Source organism: Lachnoclostridium phytofermentans (assembly GCF_000733755.1).
Classification (GTDB): Bacteria; Bacillota; Clostridia; order Lachnospirales; family Lachnospiraceae; genus Lachnoclostridium; species Lachnoclostridium phytofermentans_A.
Genome location: NZ_JPOF01000001.1, coordinates 195,922 through 221,515 on the forward strand (window position 1 = coordinate 195,922; position 25,594 = coordinate 221,515).

Consider the following 25,594-nt stretch of genomic DNA (forward strand, 5'->3'; position numbering starts at 1 on the left):
GCGTACTTTTTTTGTTTTATTCCTCTAAACTATCAGAAGAGTTAGTAGCCTAATTCGTATCATTGGAATCTGAATCAATATCTGAGTTATGTTCTGAATCGGTGGAAGAATCTTCATCATAATAATTTTTTGATTCTTCTTCATCTTGTATACCGTTATCATTTTGAATACTGGTATCCTCAATAGAATCTTCGACATCATCGTTCACATTTGTATTGATATCCTCATCCTCTTCAACTTCTGTTTCTCTGGTATCTTCCTTTTTTTTATCCTCGGAATCCTCATCTTCCTCATCAAAAGTGCTAGTATCTGCATCATTTTCTGTTGTATCTTCATTGTCAAAATCATCGTCATCAAAGGAGTCGTCTTCAGAATCATTATCAGTATCTTTTGTATTGTCTTCTCGATCATCGTCATCGGAGGAATCTTCCTCATCGTTATCTTCGAATTCTTCCTCATCTTCTTTTTCATCCGTGCTATCTAAGATATCATCCTTATCGTCTTCTTCTGATGGTAGGATTACTTTATCAGATAACGCTGGCAAGGAACCAGATGCTAACAGAGTCAACAACTCATCTAAGGATAGAGATTCTAGCTTTTCTCCAGATAGTTCTGGATATTTGGATAAGATGGAATTAATAAAGTATTGCTTCCCTGAGGTAATATCTTTGCTTGGAAGAGAAGTAGGAGCATTTTCTTTCTTTTTCTGGATTACAAGGTTTGGAGATATGTTTTCTTGGTGTAAGGTTGATTGAATTGTATTAGTTAGGTTCTTCTCAAGTTCATCAAGGTAAGATTCATCCTTACATTGAATGGTTAATAATATGGTATTATGTTCTATGGTGATATAGTTTGCTTCCACTAATCGTAATATTAAATCGTTTAAGGTATCCTGAATGGAGGAGCTTTTATAAGAAGAATCTTTTAGCAATACTTTAGCTTCTTCATTAATACCCTGTATGGAAATAATATCATTCTTATGATTTAAAAGGATTTCAAAACCTGGGTTTACATCTAAAGTAAGAAAACTATAAGGAGTTTGACTGCCTGTGTGTAAAAGGTTTATTGTGGCTGCAAATATTATGCAGAGACAGCAAAAGGCAATTGCAATTTTTCTAAATGAAAAGAAGGATTTTTTCTTTGTTAGCTCTTGGCGGGTTATAAAGTCATGTTCTGTCAACTTGATAACAGGAGAAGTTGCCAATTGTTCCACTAAAGGGTGAGGTAGCGACTCTATGGCTTGTTGTAAGGATGTAATGACCTGTTGCTTCAATCAAACACACCTCCTTCCGAGAGATATTTTTTTAGTTTCTGTATGGAACGCTGATAGCGGGAGAGTATTGTAGATAGTGGAAGCTTGAAAAGTTTTGCAATTTCACGATGCTTTAAACCGGAAACAGCATGAAGTAATAGTATTTTTCTTTCCTCTTCCCCTAATATTTCTAAGGCACTCTTTAGAATTATGCGGTCTGTAGGATCTTGTACATAAGAATAGGTGACATTATCCTCTTCCCAGCATTCTCCTATGTCGATGATAGGCTTACGGCTTCGAAAATAGCTTAACGTTAGATTACGAGCTATCGTAAAAATCCATGCTAGAGGTTTGCCTTGCGGAATATAAAGATGTGCACTGGCACGAATCTTTAAGTACGTTTCCTGTACAATATCACAAGTATCATCGGCATTTTTGACCATAGAAAGGACATAAGTATAGACAGCTCTCTCTGTAAGGCGATATAGCTCCTCAAAGGCATCACGGTCATCTTTCCCTATTCTTTGAAACAGAGATTCTTCAATTTTACATTGTTTTGGGCGAGGGGTAGTTGGTTCCCCATCGATAATCATAGTAAACAGCATATACTTATATTCCTTTCTATGAATCGGAGTTGCTTCGTGATATCTATGGATTAGTACAATAAGAAAGCGAGGAATGGAATAAGGTGCTTAGAATACTGTTTCAATGATAATTATACTTCTTCCTCTTCTTCGTTATTGTAGACGTGCTTTGAAGCACACAGATTCATTTTTAAGATGATATAGTTTTTTCTTTGGAAACCAAGGAGTTTGTTTTCTCCCTGGTTTTATTGTTAGATATAGCATCCCGATTTTGATTGTATTTAAATTATAAGCCGTTTTGTCAGCAATGTCATCCCCATTATTAATATCAGAGCTGCTCTTGTATTCATTAAAGAGTGCTTTAGTCCTCAACGTCAGAGTCATCTCCGTTATTATCATCAAAGTCGCTCTTATCGTCAACACCAGAGCCGTCTCCATCGTGATCGTAAAAGTTGTCCATGTCATCCATGTCAGAGTCATCTCCGTTATTATTATCAAAGTAGTTTCTCTCGTCCATGTCAGAGTCGTCCATGTCATCCACATCAGAGTCGTCCATGTCATCCACGTCAGAGTCGTCCATGTCATCCACATCAGAGTCGTCCATGTCATCCACATCAGAGTCGTCCATGTCGTCCACATCAGAGTCGTCCATGTCATCCACATCAGAGTCGTCCATGTCATCCACATCAGAGTCGTCCATGTCATCCATGTCAGAGTCGTCCATGTCATCCACATCAGAGTCGTCCATGTCATCCACGTCAGAGTCGTCCATGTCATCTACATCAAAGTCGTCCTTATTATCAACATTGTCCTCATCATCTACATTAGCATCTTCCATGTCTTCAAGGTCATCGATACTTTCTTCCAAAGCCTCTACGATATCATCGCCATAAAGATCATCCAGATCATCAAGCTGGTCAGCTAACTCTTCGATGGTTAAGTTATTCTGGACTGCATATGCTAGCAAATCACTTAATTTAGTTTCTGATAACTCCTTTGGTGTTAAAGAAGGATCCTGTGCAAGTAAACGCTTAATAATTGCCATCTTACCAGCTGAGATTTGGTTTTGATTTGCGTCTAGTGTTAAATCCTGATTAATATCAATACTTTGGGTTAAAATAGTAGCTGAAATCTGGTTCTGATTCAATACTTTTTCGATGATTGCATTTACTTTAGATAAAATTTCTGTAGAATCACTTGTTTTCTCTACGGTAATTAAGATGTCATTTTCTTTGTGACTTCCGAGATAGCCAGCGTTTACTAAGAGAATTGAAATATCATCAAGAACTGCTTCTAAGGAATGGTCATTGATGTGGTAATCTTTTAGTAAAACTTTAGCATCTTCATTTACTGCATGCACTGATACTACCTGACCTAAGCGGTTTAAACGAAACTCAACACTTGGGTTGATATCAAGGGCGAGGTAACGAGATGGTGCTAACAAGTAAATAGCAAACATAACTAGAACGAAAAGGGTAGTTGTGATAATTCCAATGGATAATAATTTTTTGTTTACGGTTTTTGTTTTCATATTTGATAATCCTCCTGATTTATTACTAGGTTAAGCTCGCAAAGCGTGCTTTTCTTGTTACAACTAAATGAAATGTAAAGATCATAGTCTGCAGACTGCCTCTTTGCTGTTTCTATAGATATAACGCATGAGAAACTTATTTTATCGCATCAAAATAAAAAATATTTACATTTTATCAACAACAATGACACCAAGAAAATTACCAAGAAGTGCAATAAAGTACATGGCTAAGGAAACAAACCATGTAACATTAGGAACAGGTGTGGACAATACACGCATACTAGCTAGTAATTAGGTATATATATAGGAGAAGAGTGGAGAATACATCCAAGAGTTTATGACTCGTAAAGCATAAAAAGGTTATGTGATTTAAGTAATAGAAAAATAAGTTTGGAGGTGTGTTTCATTAAAGATAAGCCTTTGTGGACGAAAGAATATGTGGAAAAACTATTTATACGCCGTAATACAAGGGATAAAAGACAGATAAAAAGCGGAATCATTTATTTCATTACCTGTACGATATTAGGAGTTGGCATTGGGCTAATAACCAATAGAGTTCTATTTACTAAACAGAATTCAAACTTCTGGTTTTCTGCAATCTTTTTTATATGGTTGGCAGGTATTTTATTCATAATAATACACGAAGCAGGACATTTGGTTGGAGGTATTATAACGTCTTATCGTTTCCAATCATTTCGTATTTTTTCATATTGCATTATAAAAAAAGATAAAGAATACGTCATTGAAAAAAGATATGTACCAGGTTCAAGTGGTCAATGCTTGATGATACCTCCTTCTAATTGGAGTCTGGATTCTCCGTGTCTTATTTATCACGCAGGTGGTGGGATAGCTACCTTTCTAGCGGCAATATTTTCTGGTTTGCTTTATTTTTTTGTATCAACGTCACTACTTGAAATTATGTGGTTTGTTTTCTTTTGTTATGGGATGATATTAACGGTACTTAATTTAGTTCCATTACAACTTTCAGGCACCAATAATGATGGTGCAAATATTTTAGCTATAATAAGAGACAAAACAGCAAAGGAAGCTTTTTTTAAGCAACTAGAATGTAATGCATGGTTTTCTCAAGGGAAAAAACTAGAAGATATCAGTGAGAATTATCTGAAACTTAGTGAAAATGCTATATGGTCTGAACCTATTAATTATTATCTGGAATGGATACTCTATAGTAAATATCTAAAGGAAAGAAAGATAGATAAGGCGGAAGAGTTACTGATGAGGATGGAAGAATACTATCAGGATATGCTACTTGGTAAGAAAATTAGGATTAACAGTGAACGACTCTATCTATTAATTCTTCGGCAGGCTGATACTGATACGATTCAAACCTTTTATAGTAATGTGGTAGAGAGACTTAAGAGCCAGAAATTATGTACTCCTATCCTTCGGACCTTAATTACTTATGAAAGGTACATAAAGAAAAATACTGCCTCACTGGAGCAATATAAAGAGGTATTCTATCGTGCTAAAAAAGTTGCTGCTTGTAAGCAAGAGGCGGAGGTTGATTACATATTAACATTTGAGGAAAATGGTGAAGTATATGAACCAGAAAAAATGGAGGAATGAAATCACAGCCATCTCTGATCCTAATCATGAGATAGCAGTAGGATACATCAGTGGAAAATCAACCATGAAAAGGTGATCTATATGAAAAGTTCCAAAATAATCTAATAAATTCAAGAAACTAATGCAGAAAACAGAAAGCGATAAAGTCACGACGAATACTTTCAAGTAGCGACCCATAGAAATAAAAGAAATTAGAGATAGAGCTGTTACACTAGGTGTAGCACCTCTATTTTACTGCATAATATTAACCCCTTTCGTTAGATATATATATTTGTCTAACAAAAGGGGTTTGCTTCTAAAGTTAGTGATTATTAAATAACAAAGTAACCTAAGCGTTATATGTTACAATTAATAAAAAACATAGTGACCTAAGAGTTTGATGAAAGACATATTATCAATAATCTTTATGCTGGCCTCTTCTATTTCCTTATTCTACAGTAACCATCCCTTTAACTAATTCAAGAGCCTTGATCTTCACCATCTTTTGAATAACAAAACCCTTACCATAGGATTCTACTTCCTTGTCATAATCTTCTTTTGTCTTACCTTGAGTTTCTAAGTAAGATATATAATCTGCTTCTGAAACGGAGATACCCTCTTTTTCAAGAATAGCTTGGTAAATTAAATTAGCTTTTACTTGCTTTTGTACTGGTTCTGTTAAGTACTTATCGTATTTTGATTCAGACATACCAGTATATTCTTCAAAGCTTCTGAATGCCTGAGTACCTAAATTCTCAAGATAATACTGATTCATAGCCTCATAATAGCTTTGTTCTTCAAATTTCATGATGCTCTTTAATTGTTTCACATACTTTTCTGGATAGCTTATTACGGTAGTATTATCTGCTAAATATGTTTCAATATATTTAGTTAGGTTACTAGCATAATTTGTATCTTTTAAGTATTTTTTGTAATCTTCTACATTAGATGCATACTCGGATAAATTCTCCTTTACAAATGCATCTGTAAACTCAGGCACATCATAAATTCCGTTAATTACAACTTTAAACTCTGCATCTTTTCCTGCTAATTCTTTATTTTCATAGTCATCTGGGAAAGTTACATTAACAGTGACCTCGTCACCAATCTTATGACCAATTAACTGTTTTTCAAAATCATCAACATAAGTGTTAGAACCAATCTTTAAGTCGGCTCCTTTTTCGTTTGTATTACCGCCTTCAAACTCCTTACCATCAACAGTTCCAACATAGTCTATGTTAACAATGGTACCATCTGCAATAGCAGCATCTGTTTCTTTGTTTAAAGTTTTTTTCGCTTCTACGGCTTTTTCAATATCTTTTGCAACAGATTCATCACTATATTCTACTTCTGATAGTGGAACTTTGATTGATTTATAATCAACTAAATTGAGTAAAGAGGATGCTTCCACACCATCAATAAAACCATTGTCATTTAACTGTGAGCTGTAATTGCTGTTAGGTGTAACTCTGGTTGCTCTACGATAAATGCTATATCCGATATAGGATACTAGACCAACGCATAATACCACGACAACGCAGATTGATACAATCTTTGAAATTACGGCATTACGTTTCATTTGTTCAATTTCTTTTTTACGAGCAATCTTTCTTTCCTTGCTCAAACTCATTACGGGTTCTTTTTCTTTTTCCATGTTATCCTCCCTTTATGCTTCCCTTCATACACGGACTCCCCTTCTGGTTTTTAAGAATCGGGACAAGGTATGAAATACTTGTACTTGTCATTATACCAAATATTTATGTATGATGTGTGAATTTTTTATAACAAATTTTATAAAAATGTCTGGAAATGTAAAACTAAAAATTTATAGCTAAGAGTAAGGTTCTTATTGCTATTCGTATAGGAACTATTCTATAATAAGAAAAGGTAAGAACTGTAAGAAAATATGAAATAAATGTCCAATTGATTTATCATAATTGATTTAGGGGGATGATATGAGTAATGTCTTTTACTACAATACAAAGATAGGGAAATTACGAATAGTAGAGGATGGAAATAGGATAGTTGGTGTATCGGTATTTGAAGGAAGTGAGCCAGAACAGATACGAGAAACTGAACTGATAAAAACGACCTATCTGCAATTACAGGAGTATTTTGAAGGAAAAAGAACCACCTTTGATATACCAATTCGATTAGAAGGTACTAGCTTTCAAATAAAGGTTTGGGAGGAATTAAGGAAAATACCTTATGGGGAGACAAGAAGTTATGGAGAGGTTGCAACGCAGATCGGTTCTCCAAAAGGTGCACGAGCGGTGGGTGGTGCCAATCATCATAACCCTATTTTAATAATCGTGCCTTGCCACAGGGTCATAGGAGCTAGTGGTTCTTTAGTTGGTTTTGGAGCTGGTATTCCTGTGAAAGAGATGTTATTAAAGATTGAAAATCAAGCTAGTACATAAGTATGATAAATTGAAAGGGGGAGTAAATTGTATGGGTATGGAATTTGAGAAATGTCAGATGCCTTCCTTTTCTGTGATTGGAAAAGAAGGTTCCACAGAGGATGGGGAAGGATTTATTAAGCAATTATGGGAAGAAGCGAATGGAAATTTTAGAGAGATAGAGCATCTTGCTCTAAAGGATGAGAGTGGGGTGTTGCTTGGTATTTGGGGGCTCATGAGTGATTCTACTAGGTCTTATAGGCCTTGGGAGGACAACTTCACCAAGGGCCTTTATCTTGCAGGCGCTCAAGTTACCGAGGATGCTATTTGTCCTAGTGGATGGGTGAAATGGACAGTACCATCTTATGAATATGTATATGGAAAGGTAATAGGAGATTCCAGAGAAGCATTTGTAAGAGGATTAGAATATATAAAAGAAAGTGGGCTTTCTTTAGTAGGTGCAGCGTTTGACTATTTTTGCCCGGAAGAAAATGGTCAACTGTATTTCTTTTATCCAGTAAGACGATTATAACAACATAAGGTTACATCAATAGGACTTTACAAAGAAACTAAGTCCTTGCAGAGGCAGAAAGGAAGGTTTCAATGGAAGAAGTAACGATACGTATGGCGACAACCTCAGATGCACCAAAACTACTAGAAATTTATGCACCTTATGTAAGAGAGACAGCTATAACATTTGAATACACCGTGCCAACGGTTCAGGAATTTGAGAATAGAATTGCTAAGATTTTGACTCGATATCCCTATTTGGTGGCAATAAAAAAGGAAGAGATTATAGGGTATGCCTATGTATCTTCTTTTAAAGAGCGCGCTGCTTACGATTGGGCAGTAGAAACAACAATTTATATCAAACAAAATCAAAGAAGTAGTGGTACTGGTAAGAGATTGTATTTAGAATTAGAAGAGATAGTGAAAAGGCAAAATATCATTAATATGAATGCTTGTATTGCTTATCCAAATCCAGATAGCATTGCTTTTCATGAGCATCTTGGATATAAAACAGTAGCTCATTTTACAAAGTGTGGTTATAAGCTAAATCGTTGGTATGATATGGTCTGGATGGAAAAAATCTTAGAGGAACATCCTTCGAAGCCAAAAGATTTCATTCCTATTACCAAGCTAAAAGAGGGTAGAAAGAATTGAGAATAACAGAGTGATAAGTAAGCATAAAATACAAAGAATTCTTAGATGTGGAGAGAATTTAATATAAGGGGGATATATTTATGAAATCAATAAACAAGTGGATCATAAGACAGATATTAATTTTTACATTTCTTTTTACACCAATTCTCTTTGTTGGGATGGAAGCGAATGTAGCGCTAGCAGCAACAACTGTTAAACTAAATAAAGATAAGTTGTCATTATACGTTGGAGAGGCCGATACGCTAAAAGTAAATAACATCAAAGGAAAGGTGACTTGGATATCTAGTAATAAAAAGGTGGCAACAGTATCCTCTGGTGGCAAGGTAAGTGCAGTAAGTAAAGGGACTGCCAAAATTACTGCAACTCTTAACAGTAAAAAGTATAGCTGTACGGTGACTGTGAAGGACCCAATCATTAGCAAAAAGACATTACAGCTAGAGATTGGTGAAGCAGAGAAGTTAGAAGTTATAGGTACCAAAAATAAAATCACATGGAAAAGTTCCAAAAGAAACATTGCCGAAGTAACCGCAGAGGGTATGGTAATTGGGAAAGCTGAGGGGACAACTAAAATAACAGCTACTGTAGCTGGTAAGAGTTATAGTTGCAATGTTAGCATTGGTACAAATCGCTTTAAAATACCAACACGTCAGATTGTTTGCTATGAGAAGACAGAAATATCAATTTACCTAAATGACTGGGCTGAGGATGAGAGAATCACCTATGTAAGTGATAATGATAACATTGAATTAAATCATGAAGATAGTTCTGGGAATAATTACGCAAGCTTATATATTACTCCAAAGAAAGTTGGAACTTCCACTATTACATTGACTACTTCCACCGATGCTAGTAAAGCGGAGATTAAGGTAACAGTTGTAGATCCAAATAAGGAATCAAAGTCGCTGACAGCAAAAGAGGTTTATCAATCTTGCTCTGCTGCTACAGTTCAGATAATTACAGACACTGGGATTGGTTCTGGTTTTTTTTATGAGACGGGAAAGGTTGTGACAAATTTTCATGTGATTGAAGGTGCAAAAAGCATTAAGGTAAACTTTAAGGATGGAAGTTCGTACGATGTTAAGTATATATTATCAACGAATGAATATCTTGATTTGGTAGTGCTTAGTGTCCCAGTTCCGATTGAGCCATTAAAGAAAAATCAACATGGTGTAACTCCAGGAGAATCTGTTTATGCGATTGGTAGTTCCTTAGGCGTTCTAACGGATACATTTACGAATGGAATAGTAACCAATGCGAATCGACGAATGGACGATATCCATTACATACAAACAAATGCTGCAATAACAAATGGAAATAGCGGTGGACCGCTGATTAATGAGTATGGTGAAGTGATAGGAATCAATACCTGGCAGTATGAAAATGGTCAGAATCTAAATTTTGCAATCGCTTTAGAAGAGCTAAATTATATGGTTATAAATGGAGGATGGACAGTTGAAGATTATTATCAAGAGTATTTAAGTAAGCTACCTCCAGAAGATATTAGTGAGGAAGGTGAGAAAAAGATTATTTTAGAAGATGTAAGTGTCAGTGGAACGTCAGACAATTGTCAGGAAATAAATGATGGCGACATAGTCAGTGGTTCTATTCAATCTTCTGAATTAGATTATTATAGATTTACTCTTTCGAACGCGGCAAAGGTTAGTATCGTTTTCCTTATTCCAAAAGACCAAATTCCAAATAGTAAGAATTTTGTTTTTGGAATTTGGGATAATACATTAGAAGAGCCTTTAGATTCTAGTACAGGCTATCTTTACGAAGATTATTATCTATATTTTATTACGAAAGAATTGGAAGCAGGAACGTATTACGTGACTCCTTTCTATGAAGATAGTGCGACTATAGCAACAATACCTTATGTTCTTACTATTAAAAAATAATGCTACCTCTAGTTGTCAATTCTGCAACGGATAGGCTATGGGAAAGATAGCAAAATAAAAATCCTAGAAAAACTGTGAAGGTGGTATGCCCTGCCTAAACTGTATTTCTAGGATTTTTATTTATTAATAGTGCCTTAACCACATCTATATAGAAATAGTTACAAAGAGTTTTTTGTAGTGATATACCTTCTTATTTATTGATAAAATCACCCTATTTTTAGATCTGCTAGTGTTTCTGTCCAATAGTTTACTTAGTGATTGTATGCATTTCCTGAGCATCCGTTTGATACTGGTACTCTTTTAATAATTCTAATAAGGATTCGTCAACATACCAGTTGTGCTCTTCATCCCAAATATACTCAGCATCATATTTATCACCATTTAAGACAGTAGCTCCAATACCGCCAAATTCACCAAAGCACCAACCAAGTTCGTTCTCATGAATACCATCTAGGAGTGTGTTTAGGTATCTATGCTCTACGTAAAGAGGTGACAGCCCATTGGTATTAATTCCATGAATCATAAATCCAACGTTGTATTTTTGTGCTATCTTAGAAACATCTTGATAAAGGAGTTTACTCCATGTTGAATGTTCCATCTGATTTTCATCTTGTAAGAATTCACTGATTGTTGCTATATTATTTTCAAACCGTTCTTGAGTCAGGGAGTAAAGAAAACTCACTCTTTCTTTTGCAAGAAGAGTTAATGGTTTTTGGCGATCAGGGGAGTCCATAACATCATAAAAGATAACGCGATCTGGATTAATGCTACGTATGGCTCTTACAATTGGTAAGACATAATTTTTGATTTCTATAGAAGTTGTAAATTCAGGTTGATCAAACAACTGAAAGCTTAAAAACTCATTTGGTACATTAGCGTAACGTGTTTCGAGTAGTTTAAAAAATTGTACGGTTCGATTAAGTGCCTCCACATCATCGAGAAGAAAGACTTCTGAGGTTTCATCTGGACTATTTAGAACAGATAATCCGTGACCTAAAAGTCCATCAATACATAAGTTGATATGGACATCATATTCGATACCCCATGCGATGAGCTGATCTAACTGCTTTAAACATACCTCATTGATGAGATTCGGATTAACATCATTGAAATATGGGGCAGCGAAGGAACTTGCAGTTATGTATGCTTGGAAGAAATTAAAACCTTGTTCTGCTAGATATTCGATATCAGTCTTACAAAAATTAGCACTTAAGCTATTATAAGAGGAGGTATGTTTTAGTCTAATCCCTTGATAAGAAGGAACACTTTCTATTGTTAAATCAGGTAGAGAACTGTCTTTTGTTAATAAATCTTCTGGAATGGTATGGGTAGAAACTTCTTCAAGAGATATCATATTCGGAGCATCTGGAATGGAATTGTACAATCGATAAGCCGCCAAAATTGCTTCCGCTCTTGATAAGGCATCCTTTGGCCGAAAACGAAAATCAGGTGTATATTCCATAAGTCGATAACCACTAATAAGATCACATTGATTTACTACATAATTAAGTGCTGTTTCTTCTTCCTTGGTTAAGGAAAGAGATTTTATATCAGAAAAGCTATTGGCATTTAGGTTTAATGGTGAGATTGCATTCGAATCATAGGAATAGTTTGATAAAATAGCATTATTTACCTGATGCTTCATTGCATAAGCTGCCTCATATAGGTAAGTTGAGGCTTTTAATCTAGTAATCGGTTCGTTTACTACCTCTTCCTTAGGGAGAAAGATATCTTCTGTGATACCACCTTTTGCATGAATAAGCTGAGTTAAGAGCTGCAAGAATTGTTCTGTGCTAATTAACTGATCAAAATCTCCCTGAATTTCTTCTGGTATGAAACCACAATCAATCGCTATTAAAATTTCGTTTATATCATATTCTTCCAATGGTAAAATGGTAAGCTCAGGAACAAGATAGTTTGAGTACTCTACAGCAATTGTTGGAGTTGGTATCATAGTTAGATAAGGAGACTCATTAACATTGGTTGATTCTAAGTTTTCCTGATTTATAGTAGATGAAATAGCATCTCGTTCATAGGAACAGCCTTGAACCAGACCTGATAATATTAGAGCAAAGATGAGTGAGCCAAGTTGTTTTCTCATTGGTAGCCTCCGATAAATACAGTCTTATTGTAATACTTTAATGTTACCCTAAGATGGTCTCTTTATCAAGCATTGTGTATGATTTTCGTATATTTTCGAATACTAATTTTAGAATCGCTTATTATTGAGCATTCAATTTATCCAATATGAGATAAACAGGAATCCTATTGGATGAAAAGATCTTATTCATAGCAGAAAGACAGTGTTCTGTCTTACTTGATGAAAGGAGGAATTTTTCATGTCAAATCGGAAAGAGCAGTTAAGTGCTAAGGTGGAAGAGCTTATGAAAACACATCCTAATTTAAAGGAAGCCCCATCGGAATGTACAAATCATGTAAAAGAGGATTCTGGTATGATGATAAAGCAAAGCTCTAGCTACGGTCCAAATAATAAATGCGCTCCAGATAACAACATTTTTTATGAGGAAAGAAGCAATCACCTAAGTAGCAAAGGAGATTAGCTAATAAGCAGAAAGAAAGTGTACGCCAAAAAAGGTAGAAATCTTTTATGGCGTACACTTTTTAAGTTCCTCGTCTTTTAAGTGTAGAATAGCCTTTTTAGCACTCTTCTTTATAGGCTATACTTTCCTTTTAAGCAGTTACACTTGCTTCTTTTTCTTCATATGCTACTAAGACGACATCACTGCCGAACTTATTTTTTATTTCATATTCTAAATCGGTAATTTTCTGTCTGCATTCTTCTGTGATACTTGCCATTTGATAGGCCATAAAATCCTTCATGTGGAACCTCCTATGTTAAGATTTACCTTAGAATTATTCTCCAATAAGAAAAGATTTATTCTAATAACAATAGCATAGGAATCACATTCCGTATTGATATTACAAATTAGCCTTTTGGCCCTTAGCTCCACGTTTTCTATTGCGGACTTTTTTAGCTGAGAGTTCTTTTCCATTAAATTTGAAGTTTTCGGTCTCAGGAAGGGCAACAGTAGTAAATGCGACTTTATCCTTCTTTTCCAAGGTGATACCTTTAACTCCCTTACTGGTCTTCTTTAATTCTGAAACCTCAGATAACGGGAATCCAAGAGAAAGACTTTCCTCTGTCAACAATATTACTTTGGAATCTGGATTAGAAATTGTATGGGCACTTAAACAAAGAACGGATATCACTTGATCCTCTTCTTCCAGTTTTGTTGCAGAAATCATAGCTCGATTCGTTTCAAATTCAATTCCAGATACTAATTTTATAAATCCATTTTTCGTGGTAAACAGTAGTTGTGATTCAAATAAATCTTCAAAAGCAATGTAGAGAAGGATATCTTCTTTATCTACTTTACATAAGTTATGAATTAGAGTACCTTTATCCTTAATTTTACACTTCGGTATCTTCTCTGCTTTTACTTGATACATATTACCTTGTGCGGTAAATAGACATAATCGGTCGGTATTTTTCATTTTAACAATATGATTAAAGTCTTTTAAGCTGTCCTCAGAAACACGGGAAATACTGGTGTTATCAACGGATTTTGTATAGCCGAATTTGTCAATTAAGATATAAATATCTTCTACCTTGACTTCCTCAACATAATCTGAAATCTCCATATTGGTAAGAATAGTATGTCTAGGGGTGTTAAATTGCTTTTTGCATTCTTTTAAATTACTTTTGATGACTTTAAAGAGCTCTTTTTTACTTCCTAAAATTTGCTGATATTGTTCGATACTATCCAACAAATTTTTATTCTCTTCATGTAGTTTAAGTATTTCAAGCCCAATTAATTTACTTAATGGCATTGCAAGAATCGCATCGGCTTGACGTTCTGTAAAGTCGAGTTTTGCTGCTTTTTTTCTAGAAGCTTCTGTCTTAAAATTAATTTCAGTAGTATTTCCGTGGATTAAACAATCCTTTGCTTGTTTAATGGAAGAGGAACCACGAAGGATTTCGATGATTAAATCAATGACATCGGTTGCTCTAATTAAACCATCTACAATTTCTAGACGCTTATTCGCTTTATCTAGTAGATGTTCGTATTCTTTTGTATAGAGTTCTTCTTGGAAGGATACAAATTCACCAATCAAACTCTTTAAGCGAAATACAATTGGCTGTTGCTCCTTTACTGCTAAGAGGTTTACACCATACGTATCCTCCATTGCAGTTTTTTTGTAAAGACCATTTAAGAGATTTTCGATATCACGGTCTTTTTTTACTTCAATTACAATACGAATTCCTTCTTTGGAGGATTCATCCCTAACGTCAAAAATCTCGTCGAAAACTTTATCTTTCATCAAATCTACAAGACTTTCGACTAATTTAGTTTTATTACCTGCTATGGTATAAGGAATTTCTGTTATAACAATGTTTTTTCTACCATTCTCACCAGGTTCGATTTCAGTCTTTGCACGAACTTTTAGACGGCCATCGCCAGTTTCATAAATATTCTTAATATCTTCACTATTAATGATGGTTCCGCCGGTCGGGAAGTCGGGTCCTGGTATATATTTCATTAACCCTTCATTAGTAATATCGGGATTGTCAATATAGGCAATCACACCATCAATAACTTCGCCTGGGTTATGAGGCGGAATGTTGGTTGCCATACCAACTGCAATACCAGTAGTTCCGTTAATCAGTAAGTTCGGAAGCATCGCTGGTAAGACAGTAGGCTCTTTCTCACTTTCATCAAAGTTTGGTATAAATTCAACCAGACCTTTATCGAGGTGATCAAGTAAAGTCATTGCACCATCTGATAAACGTGCCTCTGTGTAACGCATTGCCGCTGCACCATCACCGTCTATGGAACCAAAGTTACCATGGCCATCGACAAGAGGAATTTGCATGGAATAAGGCTCTGTCATATGCACCAGTGCATCGTAGATGGAACTGTCACCGTGAGGGTGATATTTACCCATGGTATCACCGACAATACGGGCACTCTTTCTATGTGGTTTCTTTGGGTCAAGTCCAAGTTCTATCATCGAATAAAGGATTCTTCGCTGAACCGGTTTTAAACCATCACGAACATCTGGTATGGCTCTAGCAATAATAACACTCATCGCATAGTTGCGAAATGAGGTTTTCATTTCTTCAGAAAAATCCAACTGTATTATATTTTCCGTTTCTTTTTTCATTCTAACTCCAATCCGTATGCTCTAGCATGCATAAAATTTGGAGGTTGATAAATCATTTTCTATTTTTCAACCTAATTCCAATTTGCGTGCTTTTGCACACATATTAATTAAGATAACTCCCAATCGTGTGACTTAGCACACGGATGAATCAAGAGTTTAAAATTATTCTTTTTTTAAATCTAACAACCATTGTATGCTATAAGTAAGAAGTGCAAAAACTTGCGATAAGTAGTATTCCTAACGTTATCTGAATGAAATGGTATTTTACTTAAATATCAAGTTTTGCATATTTTGCTTCTTCCATGATAAATGCACGGCGTGGAGGTACATTATTACTCATTAGTAATGTCGTAGTTTCGTCTGCATCGACAGTATCTGTGATAGAGACTTGAGCTAATACTCTTGTCTCTGGATTTAGCGTTGTTTCCCATAGCTGTTCTGCATCCATTTCACCAAGTCCTTTGTATCGTTGAATATGAATTATTTTATGATTTGTTGTTTTACGGAACTTGTCCAATTCAAAATCATTATAGATGTATTCAAATTTCTTTTTCTTTTTTCCTTCTGTAGTTTCATATTCCACACGATATAGTGGTGGAAGACCGCGATATACCTTGCCTTCCATAATGAGTTCTGGCATAAAGCGATAGAAAAAAGTAAGAAGTAAGGTACTAATGTGTGCTCCATCGACATCAGCATCGGTTAGGATAATAATTTTATCATAACGTAATTTGGAAAGGTCAAAGTCATCACCAATTCCACAACCAAAAGAAGCAATCATGGATTTAATTTCGTTATTTACTAAAATTTTCTCGAGCGTTGCTTTTTCAACATTAATAATCTTACCGCGAAGTGGAAGAACCGCCTGTGTACGACGATTTCTTGCTGTTTTTACAGTACCACCCGCAGAATCACCTTCGACGATATATACTTCACATTCTTCAGGCTTTTTGGAAGAACAGGAAGCAAGTTTACTCTTCGTGTCAACATCATTTAATTGCTTTAACACTGCACTACGTGCTTTGTCACTGGCTTTTCTGGCCGTGTAGGAGCGCATGGAGTTCTCTAAGATAGCTTTTAAAATCTCCACATTTTTATCAAAATATCTGGTTACTTCCCCTGCAAATACATCATCTACTGCGCTTTTTGCATCGGTATTACCTAGTTTGGTTTTGGTCTGTCCTTCAAATTGAGGGTCAGGATGCTTTATTGAAATGATGGCAACAAGTCCATTACGTATGTCCTTTCCATCAAAGTTTTCATCTTTTTCTTTTAGTACGCCAAGTTCTCTTGCGTATTGATTCATCACACGTGTTAGAGCAGTTTTAAAACCGGTCACTAAGGTACCACCATCAACAACATTGATTCTATTACAATAGGCATTGATTTGCTCTGAAAAACTATTCGTATACTGAAGAGCAACTTCAACTTCAATATCCCCACTCTTTCCTTCAATATAGATGGGCTCTTCGTGAATTACGGAAGTGTCTCTATTGATATAAGAAACAAAGCTTTTAATACCAAACTCCTCACAATAAGTTTTCTTATAACCTGTAGTCTGATCATAGAATACAATGGAAAGATTCTTATTTAGAAAGGCAATTTCCTTTAGCTTTTTTGTGATCGTTTCTGCTTTAAATTCTACTGTTTCAAAAATAGTTGGATCTGGATAAAAGGTTACTTTGGTACCAGTGTCTGATTTATTACATTTTCCGACAACAGGTAACATACCATTTTCTAGTTCAACGCATGGATGTCCACCTTTTTCATATTCATCACGGTAAATCTTTCCTTCGCGTCTGATTTCAACTATCATACGGGTTGAAAGTGCATTTACAACAGAGGCACCTACACCATGAAGGCCTCCGGATACTTTGTATACGGAACTGCCAAACTTGCCACCAGCATGGAGTATGGTATAGACTACTCTTGCAGTTGGAATTTTTTTTGTTGGATGGATGTCGACAGGAACTCCTCGTCCATGATCAGCGATAGAGATTCCTCCATCTTTTTGTAAGGTAATCTCAATCTGGTCACAAAAACCAGCTAGATGTTCGTCAATACCATTATCAAGAATCTCCCATATAAGATGATGCAGACCTCTCGTTCCAGTGCTACCGATGTACATGCCAGGTCGTTTCCTAACGGCTTCTAATCCTTCTAGTACTACAATTTGACTGCCATTGTATTGCTCCATAGTAAATTCCTTTCTATATCTATATTCCTATAACTTTATAAAATATATCGAATCCCTAACTTCATGTGATATAAGTGATTAAAAATAGGGGCGAAACCTATTCGCATCTGATTCTTTAATCAAAACAGCAGGAAGAGAGAAGTTATAACGAAAAATGAGATGTGTAATCACATCCGTATCCTAGTATTATAGCATAAAACATCTGTTCTTATCAAGCAAAGTAAGTGTGGCTTATGGTGTTATCGAGGTTTTATTGTAACCTAAACTTACCAGATATATTAAAAAAAATATATGATACTATAGCAAAGATGAATGTGAGGAGGATAGAAAGGTATTATAAATGAGAGGAAGCAATACATTTTTCGTTAAAAAGGAAAAAGTATGTAAATAATAGAAGAAAGACACCCCTTAAAAAAATAATAATGCACCTACGAGTAAGTAAAACGCCTAGATTTCCTATTGAATAAGGTTTACAAAGGTTATATAATGAGTTCAATGTAAATCTTTGTAGTCGTATCGTAGGGATGTATAGAGGAAATACGAACTTTCTACAGAAATTCGTAACCGATAACATAGAATAGATTTGAAATGAGGAGGAAATTCCATTGGCACAATGTAAAGTTAGTATAATTATGCCGGTTTATAACGTAAGTCGTTATTTGCGCAATTGTTTGGATAGTATTGTTGCACAGACCATGAAGGATATTGAGCTTATCGTGGTGAATGACGGAAGTACGGATGATAGTTTAAGTATATTAAAGGAATATGAGGCGCAGTATCCAGAGTGGATACACGTATATACCACAGAGAATCGCGGCGTTAGCCATGCAAGAAATTATGGTATTGATCGTGCATCTGGAGAGTACCTTTTGTTTGTAGATAGTGATGATTTCGTAGAACCTGAAATCTGTGAAAAGTTATATGAAAAAGCAGCAAAAGATAATAATGATGTTGTTATCTGCCGCTATAACGATATCTATGAAAACGAAGAGAAACAGACGCTTACCGTGAAACAGGGAAAAGCTTTTGAAATCGTGATTGGTAGAAATTTTGACATTCATGAAACAAAGTTTGAATTGACACATATTTCTCCATTCCCATGGGACAAGCTTTATCGAAAAAGTTTATTTGATACGATACGTTTTCCAGAAAAATTACGTTTTGAAGATCTTGCAATTATGTACTGTTTGATGACAAAGGCAAAAAGTATCGGAGTCATTGAAGACAGACTTTATAATTACCGTAGAGCCAGTGAAGGCAGTTTCCTTAGTAATTTTAGTGAGGGGACCTTAGATATTGTTACTGCATTAAGGCTTTTTTTAAAGCAGATGAAGGAACAGGGCAATTATGAAGAATTTAAAGAAGAAATTGAATATATTTGTGTACGACATATTTTAGTTCGCTATAATGCTATTTTTGATTATGCAACAAAAGGAAAATTAGATATAAAGAAAGAAATGATTAATAATTGTAATGATTTCTTTGAAGAGAATTTTCCAAAGTGGAGAGAAAATCGTTATTTATTATATACTGCATCTGGTGCAGCTAGAGCAAAGATGAGAAAGTATAATAGCAGAGGAAAGATGATTCGAACTGCAACCATACGTGAGTATACTCCATTGTTTTATGTCAAAATCATGCGTAAGGTGAAGAAAATTCGAGATAAGATTAAGGGAAAGTGGAAGAAATTCTCAAAATCAAAGAATAAAGTTCGTTTTATCTATAACCGAATTCCAGGAATCAAACTGCTTCATCTTCCAAATGATGTTCGATACACCATGTACTATGAAAAATTTAGTGTCAATGAGAAAGAGGTGTTATTTGAATCAAAGCATGGCGATGACGTTGCTGGTAATATCTTTATGATGTTACAGGCTATGGGTGATGAAAAATATAGTGATTTTCATATTATGCTTACTCTGAAAGAAGGTAATATTAGCGCATACAGTGCTTTACTTGCACGCTATGGGATTGATTATGTAGATATCATCACCACAGATAGCAAGGAGTATCTAAAAGTTCTTGCAACAGCAAAGTATCTGATTACAGATACTAGTTTTCCACCTTATTATATCAAACGTCCAGAACAGGTTTATCTAAATACATGGCACGGAACTCCACTAAAGGCGATGGGACGTATCGTACCAAAGAGAGAGTATGCACTTGGTAATGTTCAGCGTAACTTTTATTTAGCAGATTATCTTTTGTATCAAAATAAGTTCTCCAGAGATATTTTCGTGGAGGATTATATGCTTGCGCCTTTATTTAATGGAAAAGTTATGTTATCAGGATATCCAAGAAACTCTGCTTTTTTCAATACAGAGAGATATGATGCAATTCGTAGTGAGCTTGGAGTTGAAGACATGCAGGTTATGGCATATATGCCAACCTGGCGTGGTTTATTGAATAAGAAGGAAAATAAGAAACAAGTTTCAGAATTAATGAACTATTTTTATGAACTGGATACTTTACTTCGTGATGATCAAGTACTATATGTTAAACTTCATCCATTTGTAAAATCAGAAGTAAACTATGAGGAATTTACGCATATCGTTCCATTTCCAGAAGAATATGAAACTTATGATTTCTTAAATGCTACAGATTTGTTGATTACAGACTACTCTAGTATTATGTTTGACTATGCGGTATCTAAAAAGAAGATTATTTTATTTACCTATGACCGTGAAGAGTATTTAAATAATCGTGGTATGTATTTAGACTTAAATGATTTGGAATTTCCAATTGCGGATACGGTGGAACAATTGGCAGAAGAAATTAAGAAGGACTCCAAATATCCAAAGTTCCATGAGGAATTTTGCAGTTTAGATTCTGCAGATACTGCGGAAGAGGTATGCGAAACGTTAATTCTTAACAAAGAACCAAATTTCTCATTAGAACCTATTCAAAGAGAGAATAAGAAAAAGGTATTAATTTTAGTAAGTGGACTTAAGAATAATGCAACCTCGGAACAATTAATGGAGCGTCTAAATGAGTTAGATACCGACCGTTATGACATCTTCCTTTGTGCAAAAGCATCTACAATTCGTAAGGCAACTTCTATGCTTTCTAAGTTAAGGGAAGAAGTTAATTATATACCGTTAATGTTTGATGTTAATTATACAATCAAAGACCGTATTGCATGTCTTAAGTCTTTCAAATTTGGATTTAGTTCTAAGAGGACAGAAGGTTTAATTCGCCAATTAGCGGAGCGTGAAAGAGTAAAATATTTTGGAAATAATAACTTTGATATCGTAATTAACCTATCCTCATTGGATAAGATTTTATTTCATATGTGCAAATCCTTTGATGGAGCAAAGATTTTCAATATGAAAGCATTCGATTATGACAAATATACACAGAACAAAGACTATCATAAGTTTATGGATTACTTCATAAATCGTTTGGATGGTTATGATTATGTAGCAGGTACCGACCAATTACAAAAATTAAATCAATCCGTATTTGAAGAAAATCAGGTAAAGGTATGGATTGGCGAAGAGTCAAAACTTGAGTTACCAGAGTTATTAAAGGAGGTCGACAGATAATGAAGGTAGGAGTTGTAACATTTCATAACGCTCATAATTATGGGGCGAGTCTTCAGACTTGGGCTCTTCAAAAAGTGTTAAAAAATCTTGGAACAGAACCGGGGGTGATTCATTACCATCCGAATATTATTGATAAGCTCTATGTAGCACCAAAGCTTGATACCACGAAAAAAAAGTTAAAGTATATGCTGAAGAAAGATTACCGTTCTCGTATCAAGTCGCAGGTATATAAAAATAAACGATATAATAAATTTATCCGTGAAAAATTTCACCTCATTGGTGATTATACGACTTATGAGGAACTATTAAATGCTAATTTATCTTTGGATGCCTATATTACTGGTAGTGATCAGGTATGGAACAGTGACCATACGGGTGGGTTTGATCCAGCCTATACCCTTGATTTTGCAAAACCGGGGACAAAGAAAATCTCTTATGCAGCCAGTGTAGGAAGAGAATATATCCTACCTCAATATAGAGAACAGTTCCGCCAAAGCCTTGAAAGCTATACTGCAATTTCGGTTAGAGAGCCTAGTGCACAACCAGCCATTGAAGCCTTGACAGAGAAACCAGTAGAAGTGGTACTTGATCCAACTTTATTGCTTGAGAAAAAAGATTATGAAGAGTTAAAAAGACCAGGCCAGTTTAAAGGTCGCTATATTATGGTTTATATGATGGAAGCAAATAAGGAACTAGTTCAGTTTGCTAATCGTCTATCTGTTGCAATCGGTCTACCAATCATTCAAAGAAAATTACCTGGAGTATTTCGAAATGAGCTTGGTTCCTATTATGAGGATACGGCAGCGGAGTTTTTAGGTGAAATTGAGAAGGCAGAGTATGTAATAACGAACTCTTTTCATGCAACAGTATTTTCTTTAATCTATGAAAAACCATTTATCTCCATGCTCCACACGAGTACTGGAGCAAGAACGAGCGATTTGCTTAAATCAGTTGGACTAGAATCTCATTTGTTATATCATATCGAAGATTTTCATGATATGAAACAATTTGAGATTGATGATGTGGATGCGTTAAGACAGAGAATACGTGAGTTAAGAGCATCCTCTCTTGACTTTTTAAAGCGTGCGCTTGAGATAAAAAAGTAACGGATTCTTGGAGGTAGCTATGAAACGGTTAACAGCAGTTGTACCTTGTTTTAATGAAGAAGAAGTTCTTCCGATGTTTTATGAGGAAATCATGAGAGTCGCAGAAAGCTTACAAAATGAAGTGGAATTCGAGGTATTGTTTGTTAATGATGGTTCCACCGATGGTACGTTACAGGTAATTCGAAAGTTACGAGAAAGAGACAAGCGAGTGAAGCTTGTCTCCTTCTCACGTAATTTTGGTAAAGAAGCAGCAATGTATGCTGGGCTTGAACATTCGTCTGGTGATTTCGTAGCTATCTTGGATGCTGATTTACAACATCCTCCAAAGATGTTGATTGAGATGTATCATGGAATTGTCTTGGAGGGGTATGACAGTGTGGCAGCGAAACGTGTCACCAGAGATGGTGAGCCAAAGATTCGCTCCTTTTTCTCTAGAAAATTCTATGATATTCTTTGTAAGTTAAGTAAAATAGAGATTGTGGAAGGCTCTGTAGACTATCGTCTTATGACGAGACAAATGGTAAAGGCCGTTTTATCCATGAGTGAGAGGAATCGCTTTACGAAAGGAATCTTTGGGTGGGTAGGCTTTCATACCAAATGGATTGCTTATGAGAATGTGGAACGGGCAGCAGGGCAAACCAAGTGGTCTTTCTGGAAATTATTTAAATACTCTCTAGAAGGAATCATAGGGTTTTCAACTGCACCTCTAGCAATGTCATCGATATTAGGACTTGCTTTTTGTGGGTTTTCCGTATTAGCTATTATTTATATTGTAATAAAAACAATCATATGGGGGGATCCGACAAGTGGTTGGCCATCCTTAGCATGTATTATTTTGATGGTAAGTGGGATTCAATTATTCTGCATGGGTATTTTGGGACAGTATATGGGCAAAACTTATATTGAGGTAAAAAATCGACCGATTTATCTAGCCAGCATTGTTGAGACAGAGGAAGAGCAAGAGGAAAGCGAAACGCTTCTGGCTAGTGATTTAGAGGCTTCAAAATCGGAGAAGGGCTATAAAGAGAAATGATGTCGGAAAATGTATCAGACGCCCCAAGCATGAATACTGCGAAAGATGATAATAAACTACAAGAATGGGAATTAGAAAGGAAGGACAAATAATATGAAGAGAGTAATTACCTACGGTACTTACGATTTGTTACATGTTGGTCATATTAATCTGCTAAGAAGAGCAAAAGAACAGGGAGATTACCTTATTGTTGTTTTATCCACAGATGAGTTTAATGCCATAAAGCATAAGACTGCATATCATAGCTATGAAGATAGAAAGATAATTCTCGAATCAATCCGATACGTGGATGAAGTAATACCAGAATATAATTGGGAACAAAAGATCAAAGATGTTGTAGATAATAAGGTCGATGTGTTCGTTATGGGAGATGACTGGAAAGGACAGTTTGACTTTTTAAAGGATTATTGCGAAGTCGTATATCTTCCAAGAACAGAAGGAATTTCAACAACAAAAATTAAGAATGATTTGCATAAGTAAATAAGGATACGATATATTAGTGTGCAACATTACTGTATACTGTAGTAACATCGTATGACAATGCGAAAAGACATCGAAGAAATAGTTGAAAGTAGTGAACTTAAGTGTGCGCTGAAAACGTGCACAGGAATAGGAGTGTTAATGCTACGGAAAATCATGAAAAAAGGGATATTGGCTGTATATAAAATCCTAAGATTTATGCCACTCCAAAAGCGAACCATTTGCTTTATGAGTAATTTAGGGAGAAGTTATGGCGGAAATCCAAAAAGTATTTATGAAGAAATGGTGAGAGAAGGTCTCGACCAAGAATTTCGTTGCATATTTATCCTAGAGGATACCAATACGCCGCTTCCTGGGAGAGTATGGAAAGTAAGGCTTTCCCGTTTTCGTTATTATTATTTCTTAGCTGTAGCCGGTATCTGGGTGAGTGATACAAGATTTCCGAACTACATAAAAAAACGTAAGGGTGTAACCTATCTACAAACATGGCATGGTACACCATTAAAAAAGTTGGCCTTAGATATGACGTCATTATCCATGGCAGGGGAGGAAACGTTAGAGCAATATCATGAAGAGTTTAGGAAAAATACTGCAACTTGGGACTATCTTATCTCTCAGAATCCATTCTCCAGTGAAACCTTTCAAAGAGCGTTTGACTTTCATGGGGAGATTTTGGAATATGGTTATCCAAGGAATGATGTCTTGTTTAAAAAAAATAATTCCTATGATATTGATCAGATAAAGAAAAAACTGAATCTTCCAAGAGATAAAAAGATTATTCTGTATGCACCAACGTGGAGAGATAATGAATATCACGATAAAGCAAACTATAAATTTAGCGCTCCTCTTGATTACGATTATATCTATGAACAATTAAACAAAGACTATGTGATATTGTTAAAATATCATTATATGGTACGAGAAAAGCTCCAAGTGGAGCAGTATCGAGGCTTTTACCGAGTAGTGGAGCAAGAGGTTGATATCTCAGAGTTATATCTGGTATCGGATATGTTAATTACAGATTACTCCTCTGTTATGTTTGACTATAGTCTTTTATACCGTCCAATACTCTTTTATGTTTATGACTTGAAGGAATATGAAGAAGAACTCAGAGGCTTCTATTTTGATTTTGTAGAAGAGGCTCCTGGTCCATTATTCACATCTTCAAGAGAACTTGTTTCAATGGTTAAGAACTATTATCCTGAGGATTACACAGATAAATACAAAGCATTTTGTGAAAAATATCATACATTTGAGAATGGAAATGCAGCAAAACGTGCGGTTAGACTTCTAGCATCGAAAGTGATGAAATAATCATCCTATGAGGTACGATGTCTTAAAATCTTAGTAAATAGATTTTGCTTTATCATAAAGGAGGGGCTGTAATAACGATTATGGCGGTCCCTTCTTTATAACGCCTTAAAAATAGGAAAAATCTTAACAAGAGTCCCTTTCCTTTGACGACTCATAATTACTATTCGAATAATGAATGGTAGATATTAATATAATCTATTTTACATATGATAAAAAGGCACTTATAATGATAGTTAAATAATGTCGATTTATTTCCGTTTCATAACGAAATAGGATAAAGTGAAGTGGGATTAGTTCTTTTTGGGAACTATCGTAGATTTTAGTGATTGATATAAGTC

19 protein-coding genes are annotated in these 25,594 nt (G+C 35.3%); 11 read left to right on the top strand and 8 right to left on the bottom strand.

What is annotated here, in order from left to right:
• Nucleotides 1-49: 49 nt before the first annotated feature.
• The 3 genes from CC92_RS0100930 to CC92_RS22905 all read right to left on the bottom strand — a co-directional run bounded on the left by CC92_RS0100930 (nucleotide 50) and on the right by CC92_RS22905 (nucleotide 3,367).
• Nucleotides 50-1,273, bottom strand: coding sequence for a hypothetical protein (locus tag CC92_RS0100930; protein ID WP_029502269.1), 1,224 nt, complete (start codon nucleotides 1,271-1,273; stop codon nucleotides 50-52).
• The gene (locus CC92_RS0100935; RefSeq protein ID WP_029502268.1) at nucleotides 1,270-1,857 is read right to left on the bottom strand and encodes an RNA polymerase sigma factor; all 588 of its coding nucleotides are present in this window, start codon (nucleotides 1,855-1,857) and stop codon (nucleotides 1,270-1,272) included. The genes CC92_RS0100930 and CC92_RS0100935 overlap by 4 nt, the downstream gene beginning before the upstream one ends.
• Before the next feature lie 340 nt (nucleotides 1,858-2,197).
• Complete coding sequence (locus CC92_RS22905) at nucleotides 2,198-3,367, bottom strand: hypothetical protein (RefSeq protein WP_051650652.1); 1,170 nt, start codon at nucleotides 3,365-3,367, stop codon at nucleotides 2,198-2,200.
• Between the two features lie 438 nt (nucleotides 3,368-3,805).
• Here CC92_RS22905 and CC92_RS0100950 point away from each other — a divergent pair, with 438 nt between their 5' ends.
• The gene (locus CC92_RS0100950) at nucleotides 3,806-4,954 is read left to right on the top strand and encodes a hypothetical protein (protein ID WP_155998304.1); all 1,149 of its coding nucleotides are present in this window, start codon (nucleotides 3,806-3,808) and stop codon (nucleotides 4,952-4,954) included.
• Between the two features lie 427 nt (nucleotides 4,955-5,381).
• Here the strand turns inward: CC92_RS0100950 and CC92_RS21310 are convergent, their stop codons facing one another.
• The gene (locus tag CC92_RS21310; RefSeq protein WP_051650651.1) at nucleotides 5,382-6,587 is read right to left on the bottom strand and encodes an FKBP-type peptidyl-prolyl cis-trans isomerase; all 1,206 of its coding nucleotides are present in this window, start codon (nucleotides 6,585-6,587) and stop codon (nucleotides 5,382-5,384) included.
• A gap of 301 nt (nucleotides 6,588-6,888) precedes the next feature.
• On the opposite strand from CC92_RS21310, the gene CC92_RS0100960 reads away from it, so the two are divergent.
• The 4 genes from CC92_RS0100960 (at nucleotide 6,889) to CC92_RS21315 (ending at nucleotide 10,394) form a co-directional block, all read left to right on the top strand.
• The gene (locus CC92_RS0100960; RefSeq protein WP_029502263.1) at nucleotides 6,889-7,353 is read left to right on the top strand and encodes a methylated-DNA--[protein]-cysteine S-methyltransferase; all 465 of its coding nucleotides are present in this window, start codon (nucleotides 6,889-6,891) and stop codon (nucleotides 7,351-7,353) included.
• A gap of 31 nt (nucleotides 7,354-7,384) precedes the next feature.
• Complete coding sequence (locus CC92_RS0100965; RefSeq protein ID WP_330372708.1) at nucleotides 7,385-7,864, top strand: GyrI-like domain-containing protein; 480 nt, start codon at nucleotides 7,385-7,387, stop codon at nucleotides 7,862-7,864.
• Between the two features lie 71 nt (nucleotides 7,865-7,935).
• Complete coding sequence (locus CC92_RS0100970) at nucleotides 7,936-8,496, top strand: GNAT family N-acetyltransferase (RefSeq protein WP_029502261.1); 561 nt, start codon at nucleotides 7,936-7,938, stop codon at nucleotides 8,494-8,496.
• 80 nt (nucleotides 8,497-8,576) lie between these two features.
• Entirely contained in the window at nucleotides 8,577-10,394 is a 1,818-nt protein-coding gene (locus CC92_RS21315) for a trypsin-like peptidase domain-containing protein (RefSeq protein WP_029502260.1), read from the top strand.
• 247 nt (nucleotides 10,395-10,641) lie between these two features.
• Here CC92_RS21315 and CC92_RS0100980 read toward each other — a convergent pair whose 3' ends face one another.
• On the bottom strand, nucleotides 10,642-12,495 hold the full coding sequence (locus CC92_RS0100980; protein WP_029502259.1) for a hypothetical protein: 1,854 nt from the start codon (nucleotides 12,493-12,495) through the stop codon (nucleotides 10,642-10,644).
• A gap of 238 nt (nucleotides 12,496-12,733) precedes the next feature.
• Here CC92_RS0100980 and CC92_RS0100985 point away from each other — a divergent pair, with 238 nt between their 5' ends.
• A complete protein-coding gene (locus CC92_RS0100985) occupies nucleotides 12,734-12,955 on the top strand; it encodes a hypothetical protein (protein WP_029502258.1) in 222 nt (73 codons plus the stop codon).
• A gap of 130 nt (nucleotides 12,956-13,085) precedes the next feature.
• Here CC92_RS0100985 and CC92_RS22370 read toward each other — a convergent pair whose 3' ends face one another.
• From CC92_RS22370 to CC92_RS0101000, 3 genes are all read right to left on the bottom strand, one after another.
• The gene (locus CC92_RS22370; RefSeq protein ID WP_155998302.1) at nucleotides 13,086-13,235 is read right to left on the bottom strand and encodes a hypothetical protein; all 150 of its coding nucleotides are present in this window, start codon (nucleotides 13,233-13,235) and stop codon (nucleotides 13,086-13,088) included.
• Between the two features lie 99 nt (nucleotides 13,236-13,334).
• Entirely contained in the window at nucleotides 13,335-15,581 is a 2,247-nt protein-coding gene (locus CC92_RS0100995; protein WP_029502257.1) for a DNA gyrase/topoisomerase IV subunit A, read from the bottom strand.
• A gap of 268 nt (nucleotides 15,582-15,849) precedes the next feature.
• Nucleotides 15,850-17,778: a DNA gyrase/topoisomerase IV subunit B gene (locus CC92_RS0101000; protein ID WP_029502256.1), complete on the bottom strand. Its 1,929-nt coding sequence runs from the start codon at nucleotides 17,776-17,778 to the stop codon at nucleotides 15,850-15,852.
• 605 nt (nucleotides 17,779-18,383) lie between these two features.
• Here CC92_RS0101000 and CC92_RS0101005 point away from each other — a divergent pair.
• The 5 genes from CC92_RS0101005 to CC92_RS0101030 all read left to right on the top strand — a co-directional run bounded on the left by CC92_RS0101005 (nucleotide 18,384) and on the right by CC92_RS0101030 (nucleotide 25,256).
• Nucleotides 18,384-21,323, top strand: a complete 2,940-nt coding sequence (locus CC92_RS0101005; RefSeq protein WP_029502255.1) for a bifunctional glycosyltransferase/CDP-glycerol:glycerophosphate glycerophosphotransferase — start codon at nucleotides 18,384-18,386, stop codon at nucleotides 21,321-21,323.
• Nucleotides 21,323-22,429, top strand: coding sequence for a polysaccharide pyruvyl transferase family protein (locus CC92_RS0101010; RefSeq protein WP_029502254.1), 1,107 nt, complete (start codon nucleotides 21,323-21,325; stop codon nucleotides 22,427-22,429). Before CC92_RS0101005 ends, CC92_RS0101010 begins: the two co-directional genes overlap by 1 nt.
• Nucleotides 22,430-22,448: 19 nt before the next feature.
• Nucleotides 22,449-23,462, top strand: a complete 1,014-nt coding sequence (locus CC92_RS0101015; protein ID WP_051650650.1) for a glycosyltransferase family 2 protein — start codon at nucleotides 22,449-22,451, stop codon at nucleotides 23,460-23,462.
• A gap of 93 nt (nucleotides 23,463-23,555) precedes the next feature.
• Entirely contained in the window at nucleotides 23,556-23,942 is a 387-nt protein-coding gene (gene tagD / locus CC92_RS0101025; protein WP_029502252.1) for a glycerol-3-phosphate cytidylyltransferase, read from the top strand.
• A gap of 141 nt (nucleotides 23,943-24,083) precedes the next feature.
• The gene (locus tag CC92_RS0101030; protein ID WP_029502251.1) at nucleotides 24,084-25,256 is read left to right on the top strand and encodes a CDP-glycerol glycerophosphotransferase family protein; all 1,173 of its coding nucleotides are present in this window, start codon (nucleotides 24,084-24,086) and stop codon (nucleotides 25,254-25,256) included.
• Nucleotides 25,257-25,594: the final 338 nt, after the last annotated feature.

Bases quoted from the DNA above. Each gene is read 5' to 3' on its own strand.
- CC92_RS0100935 (WP_029502268.1), bottom strand. From the start codon at position 1,857: ATGCTGTTTACTATGATTATCGATGGGGAACCAACTACCCCTCGCCCA.
- CC92_RS22905 (WP_051650652.1), bottom strand. From the start codon at position 3,367: ATGAAAACAAAAACCGTAAACAAAAAATTATTATCCATTGGAATTATC.
- CC92_RS21310 (WP_051650651.1), bottom strand. From the start codon at position 6,587: ATGGAAAAAGAAAAAGAACCCGTAATGAGTTTGAGCAAGGAAAGAAAG.
- CC92_RS0100960 (WP_029502263.1), top strand. From the start codon at position 6,889: ATGAGTAATGTCTTTTACTACAATACAAAGATAGGGAAATTACGAATA.
- CC92_RS0100965 (WP_330372708.1), top strand. From the start codon at position 7,385: ATGGGTATGGAATTTGAGAAATGTCAGATGCCTTCCTTTTCTGTGATT.
- CC92_RS0100970 (WP_029502261.1), top strand. From the start codon at position 7,936: ATGGAAGAAGTAACGATACGTATGGCGACAACCTCAGATGCACCAAAA.
- CC92_RS21315 (WP_029502260.1), top strand. From the start codon at position 8,577: ATGAAATCAATAAACAAGTGGATCATAAGACAGATATTAATTTTTACA.
- CC92_RS0100980 (WP_029502259.1), bottom strand. From the start codon at position 12,495: ATGAGAAAACAACTTGGCTCACTCATCTTTGCTCTAATATTATCAGGT.
- CC92_RS0100985 (WP_029502258.1), top strand. From the start codon at position 12,734: ATGTCAAATCGGAAAGAGCAGTTAAGTGCTAAGGTGGAAGAGCTTATG.
- CC92_RS22370 (WP_155998302.1), bottom strand. From the start codon at position 13,235: ATGAAGGATTTTATGGCCTATCAAATGGCAAGTATCACAGAAGAATGC.
- CC92_RS0100995 (WP_029502257.1), bottom strand. From the start codon at position 15,581: ATGAAAAAAGAAACGGAAAATATAATACAGTTGGATTTTTCTGAAGAA.
- CC92_RS0101000 (WP_029502256.1), bottom strand. From the start codon at position 17,778: ATGGAGCAATACAATGGCAGTCAAATTGTAGTACTAGAAGGATTAGAA.
- CC92_RS0101010 (WP_029502254.1), top strand. From the start codon at position 21,323: ATGAAGGTAGGAGTTGTAACATTTCATAACGCTCATAATTATGGGGCG.
- CC92_RS0101015 (WP_051650650.1), top strand. From the start codon at position 22,449: ATGAAACGGTTAACAGCAGTTGTACCTTGTTTTAATGAAGAAGAAGTT.
- tagD (WP_029502252.1), top strand. From the start codon at position 23,556: ATGAAGAGAGTAATTACCTACGGTACTTACGATTTGTTACATGTTGGT.
- CC92_RS0101030 (WP_029502251.1), top strand. From the start codon at position 24,084: ATGCTACGGAAAATCATGAAAAAAGGGATATTGGCTGTATATAAAATC.